Raw genomic sequence first — 8,754 nt, 5'->3', positions numbered from 1 at the left:
GTCGACCGCGTCGGCGGCCAGGGTGCGGGCGTACGCCGAGGTCTCGACGTGCGCGTCGCGGATGATCGAACCATCCGGCTGCTTCTCGCCGAGCAACACGTTGATGCCGCGCTCGGTGCCACAGTCGGTCTCGCGGACGATGACGTCCTGGCTGACGTCGACCAGACGACGGGTCAGGTAACCCGAGTCGGCCGTACGAAGTGCGGTGTCGGCCAGACCCTTACGAGCACCGTGCGTGTTGATGAAGTACTCGGCGACGGTCAGACCCTCGCGGAACGAGGACTTGATCGGACGCGGGATGAACTCACCCTTCGGGTTGGTCACCAGACCCTTCATGCCCGACAGGTTTCGCACCTGCGTCATGTTTCCGGTCGCGCCGGACTTCGGGATCATGGTGATCGGGTTGTCGTCGGGGTAGTAGTCCTCCATGGCCTTACCGACTTCCTCGGTGGCCTGCTTCCAGATCTCGACCAGAGCGTCACGACGCTCATCCGGGGTGAGAGCACCACGCTGGAACTTGCGCTCCAGTCCGTCGGCCCGCTCCTCGTAACGCTCGAGGATCTCAGCCTTGGCCGGCGGCACGAGCACGTCGGCCATCGACACGGTGACACCCGAACGGGTAGCCCAGTAGAAGCCGACGTCCTTGAGCTTGTCGACGGTCTGCGCGACAACGATCATCGGGTAGCGCTCTGCGAGATCGTTGATGATCGCAGCCTGACGCTTCTTCGGCATCTGCTCGTCGACATACGCGTACTCGACGGGGAGCAGCTCGTTGAAGAGCACGCGCCCCAGCGTCGTCACGACGTCCCACGGCTGACCGAACTTCCAGCCATCCGGGAACTGCTCGGCCTCGATGTCGGCAGGCGGACGCTGATCGGTCAGACGCACCTTGATGCGCGACTGCACGGTGAGCGCACCGCGGTCGACGGCCATGATGGCCTCAGCCGGGCTCGAGTAGACGCCACGCTCGATGTCGTCGTCGGTTGCCGGGGTGTACTCGCCTGCCGCGCCCTCCTTGAGGGTGGTCAGGTAGTACAGACCGGTCACCATGTCCAGACGCGGCATGGCCAGCGGGCGACCCGACGCGGGCGACAGGATGTTGTTCGACGACAACATCAGGATGCGCGCCTCGGCCTGCGCCTCCGCACTCAGCGGAAGGTGCACGGCCATCTGGTCACCATCGAAGTCGGCGTTGAACGCCTCACACACGAGCGGGTGCAGCTGAATGGCCTTGCCCTCGACGAGCTGCGGCTCGAACGCCTGGATGCCCAGGCGGTGCAGCGTCGGAGCACGGTTGAGCAGCACGGGGTGCTCGGCGATGACCTCTTCGAGGACGTCCCACACGGCCGGGCGCTGACGCTCGACCATGCGCTTTGCACTCTTGATGTTCTGCGCCTGGTTCAAATCGACGAGGCGCTTCATCACGAACGGCTTGAACAGCTCGAGAGCCATCAGCTTGGGCAGACCACACTGATGCAGCTTGAGCTGCGGGCCGACGACGATGACCGAACGGCCCGAGTAGTCGACGCGCTTACCGAGCAGGTTCTGACGGAAACGCCCCTGCTTGCCCTTGAGCAGATCAGACAGCGACTTGAGCGGACGGTTGCCCGGTCCGGTGACCGGACGGCCGCGGCGGCCGTTGTCGAACAGGGCGTCAACCGACTCCTGCAGCATCCGCTTCTCGTTGTTGACGATGATCTCGGGGGCACCGAGGTCGATCAGTCGCTTGAGGCGGTTGTTGCGGTTGATGACGCGGCGGTACAGATCGTTGAGGTCGGAGGTCGCGAAGCGGCCACCGTCGAGCTGCACCATCGGACGCAGCTCCGGCGGGATCACCGGCACGGCGTCGAGAACCATGCCCAGCGGCGAGTTGCCCGACTGCTGGAACGCCGCGACGACCTTGAGTCGCTTGAGCGCGCGCAGCTTCTTCTGGCCCTTACCGCTGCGGATGGTCTCGCGCAGCGACTCGGCCTCGGCGTCGATGTCGAAGGTCTCGAGGAGCTTCTTGATCGCCTCGGCGCCCATGGCACCGGTGAAGTACTCGCCGTAGCGGTCCTGCAGCTGGTGGTAGAGCTTCTCGTCGATGATCAAATCGCCGGGAGAGAGCTTCACGAACTTGTCCCACAGCTCTTCGAGAGCGTCGAGCTCACGCTGTGCTGCGTCGCGCATCCGCTTCATCTCGCGGTCGCCACCGTCGCGCACCTTGCGGCGCACGTCGGCCTTGGCACCCTCGGCCTCGAGCTCGGCGAGGTCGGCCTCGAGCTTCTGCTGACGCTCGTTGAGGTCGGCGTCGCGCTGATCGGCGATAGCCTTCTTCTCGACCTCCATCTCCGCCTCGAGCGTCGAGAGCTCGTTGTGGCGGAGCTCGTCGTCGACCGAGGTGATGACGTATGCGGCGAAGTAGATGATCTTCTCGAGATCCTTCGGCGCGAGGTCGAGCAGGTAGCCCAGGCGGCTCGGTACACCCTTGAAGTACCAGATGTGGGTGACCGGCGCGGCCAGCTCGATGTGGCCCATCCGCTCACGGCGCACCTTGGCCTTGGTGACCTCGACGCCGCAGCGCTCGCAGATGATGCCCTTGAAGCGCACGCGCTTGTACTTGCCGCAGTAGCACTCCCAGTCGCGAGTAGGTCCGAAGATCTTCTCGCAGAACAGGCCGTCCTTCTCAGGCTTGAGCGTGCGGTAGTTGATGGTCTCCGGCTTCTTGACCTCGCCGTACGACCAGTTGTGGATATCGTCGGCCGTTGCAAGACCGATTTTCAGTTCGTCGAAAAAGTTGACGTCGAGCACTTGTTACCTTTCCAGAGCTCTGTCAATAAAGGGCCGTTGGCCGCCGGTCACGGAAACTCCGTGACCGGCGGCAGCGAGATCAGTTCGCGAGGTCGTCGACGGTGGCCGACTCGTTGCGCGACAGGTTGATGCCGAGGTTCGCGGCTGCGCGCTCGAGATCCTCGTCGTCGGTGTCGTGCATCTGAATCGCCGCACCGTCGGAGCTCAGCACCTCGACGTTCAAGCAGAGTGACTGCAGCTCCTTGAGGAGCACCTTGAACGACTCGGGGATGCCCGGCTCGGGGATGTTCTCGCCCTTGACGATGGCCTCGTAGACCTTGACGCGGCCGACCACGTCGTCGGACTTGATCGTCAGCAGCTCCTGCAGCGTGTAGGCAGCGCCGTACGCCTGCATGGCCCAACACTCCATCTCACCGAATCGCTGGCCACCGAACTGGGCCTTACCGCCGAGCGGCTGCTGGGTGATCATCGAGTACGGACCGGTGGAGCGAGCGTGGATCTTGTCGTCGACCAGGTGGTGCAGCTTGATGATGTACATGTAGCCGACAGACACCGGGTACGGGAACGGCTCGCCGGAACGACCGTCGAACAGCGTCGCCTTGCCGTCGCCGTTGACCATGACCTCACCGTCGCGGTTCGGCAGCGTCGAGGACAGCAGTCCGGTCAGCTCCTCCTCGCGGGCGCCGTCGAACACCGGGGTTGCGGTGTTGGTGTCGGGCTCGGCCGAGTACATGTCCTCGGGCAGCTTCGACGCCCAGTCGGGCACACCACTCGCGACGTTGATGTTCCAGCCGGTCTTGGCGATCCACCCGAGGTGGGTCTCCAGGATCTGACCGATGTTCATACGACGCGGAACACCGTGGGTGTTCAGGATGATGTCGACAGGGGTGCCGTCGGGCAGGAACGGCATGTCCTCCTGCGGGAGGATCTTGCCGATGACGCCCTTGTTGCCGTGGCGGCCTGCGAGCTTGTCGCCGTCCTGGATCTTGCGCTTCTGGGCCACGTACACGCGGACCAGCTCGTTGACACCGGGAGCGAGATCGTCGTCGTCGTCGCGGCTGAAGACGCGAACACCGATGACCTTGCCGGTCTCACCGTGGGGCACCTTGAGCGACGTGTCGCGAACCTCGCGAGCCTTCTCACCGAAGATCGCGCGGAGCAGACGCTCTTCCGGGGTCAGCTCGGTCTCGCCCTTCGGGGTTACCTTGCCGACCAGGATGTCGCCGTCACGGACCTCGGCACCGATACGCACGATGCCGCGCTCGTCGAGGTCGGCGAGGACCTCATCGGAGACGTTCGGGATGTCGCGCGTGATCTCCTCGGCACCGAGCTTGGTGTCGCGGGCGTCGATCTCGTGCTCCTCGATGTGGATCGAGGTGAGTACGTCTTCCTCCACGAGCCGCTGGCTCAGGATGATGGCGTCCTCGTAGTTGTGACCCTCCCACGGCATGATCGCCACGAGCAGGTTCTTACCCAGTGCCATCTCGCCGTTCTCGGTACACGGACCGTCGGCCAGGACCTGGCCTGCCTCGACGCGCTGTCCCTCGTCGACGATCGGGCGCTGGTTGGCGCACGTGCCGTGGTTGGAACGCGCGAACTTGCGCATCCGGTAGGTGTCGCGGGTGCCGTCGTCTGCCATCACGGTGATGTAGTCGGCGGAGACCTCTTCGATCACACCGGTCTTGCCCGAGACGATGACGTCGCCGGCATCGACCGCCGCGCGCAGCTCCATACCGGTGCCGACCAGCGGCGACTCGTTACGGACCAGCGGCACGGCCTGACGCTGCATGTTCGCACCCATCAGGGCGCGGTTCGCGTCGTCGTGCTCGAGGAACGGGATCATCGCGGTCGCGACCGACACCATCTGTCGCGGCGAGACGTCGAGGTATTCGACCTCGGTCGCGCCGACGAACTCGACCTCCGAACCCTTCTTACGGACCAGCACGCGATCGTCGGTGATGGTTCCGTTGAGGTCGAAGTTGGTGTTCGCCTGGCCGATGAGGAAGCGGTCTTCCTCATCCGCGGTCAGGTACTGGATGTCGTCGGTGACGACACCGTCGACGACCTTGCGGTACGGCGTCTCGATGAAGCCGAACGGGTTGACCCGCGCGTACACCGAGAGCGATCCGATCAGACCGATGTTCGGACCCTCAGGGGTCTCGATCGGACACATGCGGCCGTAGTGCGACGGGTGGACGTCGCGGACCTCGAGGCCCGCACGCTCACGGCTCAGACCACCGGGGCCGAGAGCCGAGAGACGACGCTTGTGCGTCAGACCCGACAGCGGGTTGTTCTGATCCATGAACTGCGAGAGCTGCGACGTTCCGAAGAACTCCTTGATCGCCGCCACGACGGGACGGATGTTGATCAGGGTCTGCGGAGTGATCGCCTCGACGTCCTGGGTCGTCATGCGCTCACGCACGACGCGCTCCATACGCGAGAGGCCGACGCGAATCTGGTTCTGGATGAGCTCGCCGACGGTACGCAGACGACGGTTGCCGAAGTGGTCGATGTCGTCGACCTCGATCGGGACGTCGAGGCCGTCGGGTCCGGCGACCTTCGCGAGCGACACGGTGTGCGGGTCGGAATCGTGCAGACGCACGAGGTACTCGACGGTCGCGGCGATGTCTTCGCGGGTCAGGACCGACTCGCCCGTCATCGGGTTGTCGGTGAGGCCCAGCTTCTTGTTGATCTTGTAACGACCGACACGTGCGAGGTCGTAGCGCTTCTCTTTGAAGAACAGGTTCTCGAGGAGGTTCTCAGCCGACTCGCGGGTCGGGGGCTCGCCCGGACGCAGCTTGCGGTAGACCTCGAGCAGCGCCTCGTCCTGGTTGGCGGTGTTGTCCTTCTCCAGGGTCGACATCATGATCTCGGAGAACCCGAAGCGCTCGCTGATCTCTTCGTTCGTCCAGCCGAGAGCCTTCAGCAGCACGGTGACCGGCTGACGACGCTTGCGGTCGATGCGCACACCGACGGTGTCGCGCTTGTCGACGTCGAACTCCAGCCACGCGCCACGGCCCGGGATGACCTTCACGGTGTGGAGGGTCTTCTCGGTGGCCTTGTCGATGGAGGCGTCGAAGTAGACGCCGGGGCTGCGGACGAGCTGCGAGACGACGACACGCTCGGTGCCGTTGATGATGAAGCTGCCCTTGTCGGTCATGATCGGGAAGTCGCCCATGAAGACGGTCTGCGACTTGATCTCACCGGTGTTGTTGTTGATGAATTCCGCGGTGACGAACAGGGGCGCCGCGTAGGTCATGTCCTTGTCTTTGCACTCCTCGACGGAGGCCTTGACCTCGTCGAAGTGAGGGTCGGAGAAGGAAAGCGACATCGACCCCGAGAAGTCCTCGATCGGCGACAGTTCGTGGAGGATGTCCTCCAGTCCGCCGACGGGGTTCTCTTCGCCACGGGCGATGGCCTTGGCGCGCCACTCGGGGGAGCCGACGAGCCACTCGAAGGAATCGAGCTGTAGATCAAGGAGGCCCGGTACCTCCAGAGGCTCGCTGATTTTCGCGAACGATGCGCGGTGCGGCGCATTCGGGATGGTGGTTGAGGTGGACTGGCGATCGACTGCCAAGGTGCGTCCTTCCAACACGAGGGTTCTGCCTAGCGGTGTGTGCAACAAGCGCTAAGTGGCTTGGTGGGCCGTTCGCTGGTGACAACCTTCGATCGCGATCACCATGCACACACCAGAGGAGAATGTGGCCAGAAGGAGAATCGACAGATGGACAGGAGGCAGCCAGCGCAACGTCCAACTGTAGCAGAAAATAGACGCACTTTGTCAAGTAGCGTCTGGAAACGATTTCGCACTGGTGGCTGCCCGCGCTGCAATCGCTGGTGACAGATTGGCCCGCCAACGCCGCCACGTCAAGCGGTACGCGCCAATTTGTGCAAGAAAATTAGCGCCTCACCTGCGTGATGCCGCGTTGGCGGGCTCGCTGCGGCAAGAGTTCAGCACCCCGTCGCGCGTAGAACACGCGCTGGCCACACGGCTGCCCTGGGCGTCGTGAAGCGACCAGCGCCGGTTCACGCGAGGAGCGTAGCGACGATGGGCCAGCGTCGGCTCGTGGCGGCGCCGCCCCGTTCTGCACGACGAAGAGCGAGGAGCGAAGCGACGATGCGATGAGGAGGAAGAACGGGGCACGAGGCGCAGCCACGAGCCGCGCAAAAAAATCAGATATCTGCGACCTTGGCGATCAGCCACGAGTCGCCCTGCTTCTCCATGTTCACTTGGTAGCGCGGGGTGAGGCTCTGCGTCGGTACGCCGTTCTGGGTGCCGGACAGGACCATGTTGACCACGATGACGGCTCGTGAATCGTCGCCGCTGCCGGTGAGTTCACGAACGCCGATCGCGTCGATCTGGCAGTCGGTGGTGGCTTTGGCCTGCTCCATGACCTGCTTGAGCGGCGCGACCTGCTTGTTGAACTGTGCGAGCGCTTCCCCGGTCAGGCCGGCTCTCGCCTTGTTCGACCATTCGTCGAACTTCGTTCCGTTCGCGGAGTTGGCCGTGCAGACCTTGGTTTGTGCCTGTGACACCAGCTCGGTGGTGGCGGCCTGGTCGACGAATGCCTTGTTGGGGCCGATCGTCGCGCCCGGGTGCAGCGCCAGCACGATTGCGGCGATCACCAGGACGCCGGTGACGACTCCGAGGACCGTCAGCGTGCGACGGCTCAGCCTCAGAAGCGATGTCGGCGACCCGACCCGACGCTTCTTCGAATCCTGATCCGACGACGCCTCTGTCGTCGAAGTCTTCGACGAGGTGTTGGGTTTGATGGTCGACACGCGTGCGACACGTCGAGTCTTTGCGGTCGGCCGGGTTTCCGCGGCACCCCCGTCGGACTTCGTGAGCGATAGCCCACCGCCCGCGGTGGTGTCGGCGGCCTCGGTGGAGTCGGCGGCCTCGGTGGAGTCGGCGACGGGCTCTGCAGCGTCGGCGGCCTCGGCGACGGGTTCTGCGGTCCCCTCGGCGCTGTCCTGAGTGCCTTCGAGGCTGTCCTCGGCACCGTCGGCAGTGACAGCCGCGTCAGCGGTGCCCCGCCCGGCGCCGTCAGCACTCTCGGCGCTACTGTCGGCACTCTCGGCGGAAACGTCCTTGACCGGCGAGCTTTCTGTGGCCTCAGGAGTCCCCGCGTTCGCAGGGCTCTCCGTGGCCTCAGGGCTCTCGGTCGTTTCGGGCGTCTGCGGCTCGCCGGTGGCCGAGGTACGGCCACGGCCTGCGACGCGCGGCCGGTAGGCGGAGGGTCGACGGAACGGGCCGTTACCCGACTTGCGCGGTGGACGTACCATCAGTTCCCCCCTCCCTGTTGCTGACTGGGTTGCTGGCCGGACTGCTGACTCCCAGAGCCGGACTGTCCCGGGTCGTCGACGCTGATCCCATCGAGCGGGGAGATGTTAGACGCCTTCCAGGTGCCGTCCGTCTTGGTCATGCTGACCGAGAAGCCCATCGTCTGGGTGACGCCCGCCTCGTTCTCGCGCTTGGCCGTGGCGTCGACGTAGATCAGCACCTTGGCAGTGCCTGCGTCGGCATTGACCTCGGTCGGAGCTGAGCGCTTGAGCCGCGACGTCAGCGTCGCAGCCTGTGGCCCGGCCTGCGTGATCTGCTGATTGAGCGTCGTCACGTCCTGCGCCGTGATCTGCTCCTTGGCCTTGCCGGTCAACGAGCTGTCGACGCGACGCTTCCAATCGGCGGTGTTCTTGGGGTCGACGGTCGTGACGTTGATGATCGCCTGCTCGGCACCCGACACCGCCTCGTCGCGCGCGGTCTGGATCGGCTTCTCGACGAAGTACGCCTCGTAGGCGCGGTAGCCGAAGAAGGCGACGCACGCGGCGGCCGCAAGCACCGCGACGATAGCGAGCACACCGACGAGCGGGTGACTACGCCACGTGCTGTCGTTGGCATTCGTCGGCTCCGACGCCTTTGTCGGATCAGTCATGGTGGTCATCGCGCGTCACTGTATCGAGCAC

Annotated in this window: 4 protein-coding genes; all 4 read right to left on the bottom strand. The window is 64.7% G+C overall.

Annotated features, from left to right (window positions below):
- A partial coding sequence (rpoC, locus tag GOSPT_RS21900; RefSeq protein ID WP_005209202.1) for a DNA-directed RNA polymerase subunit beta' occupies nucleotides 1-2,790 on the bottom strand: 2,790 nt, incomplete at its 3' end.
- 79 nt (nucleotides 2,791-2,869) lie between these two features.
- Entirely contained in the window at nucleotides 2,870-6,367 is a 3,498-nt protein-coding gene (rpoB, locus tag GOSPT_RS21895) for a DNA-directed RNA polymerase subunit beta (RefSeq protein WP_005209199.1), read from the bottom strand.
- Between the two features lie 596 nt (nucleotides 6,368-6,963).
- A complete protein-coding gene (locus GOSPT_RS21890; protein WP_005209198.1) occupies nucleotides 6,964-8,076 on the bottom strand; it encodes a hypothetical protein in 1,113 nt (370 codons plus the stop codon).
- On the bottom strand, nucleotides 8,076-8,732 hold the full coding sequence (locus GOSPT_RS21885) for a hypothetical protein (RefSeq protein ID WP_005209196.1): 657 nt from the start codon (nucleotides 8,730-8,732) through the stop codon (nucleotides 8,076-8,078). Before GOSPT_RS21885 ends, GOSPT_RS21890 begins: the two co-directional genes overlap by 1 nt.
- Nucleotides 8,733-8,754 lie beyond the last annotated feature (22 nt).

This window comes from Gordonia sputi NBRC 100414, from assembly GCF_000248055.1.
Lineage (GTDB): Bacteria > Actinomycetota > Actinomycetes > Mycobacteriales > Mycobacteriaceae > Gordonia > Gordonia sputi.
The sequence above is the reverse complement of the archived record's forward strand: the minus strand, read 5'-3'. Positions and strand labels throughout refer to the sequence as shown.

What these genes read in the sequence shown, in the direction of transcription:
- GOSPT_RS21890 (WP_005209198.1), bottom strand. Translation starts at nt 8,076, where the DNA reads ATGGTACGTCCACCGCGCAAGTCGGGTAACGGCCCGTTCCGTCGACCC.
- GOSPT_RS21885 (WP_005209196.1), bottom strand. Translation starts at nt 8,732, where the DNA reads ATGACCACCATGACTGATCCGACAAAGGCGTCGGAGCCGACGAATGCC.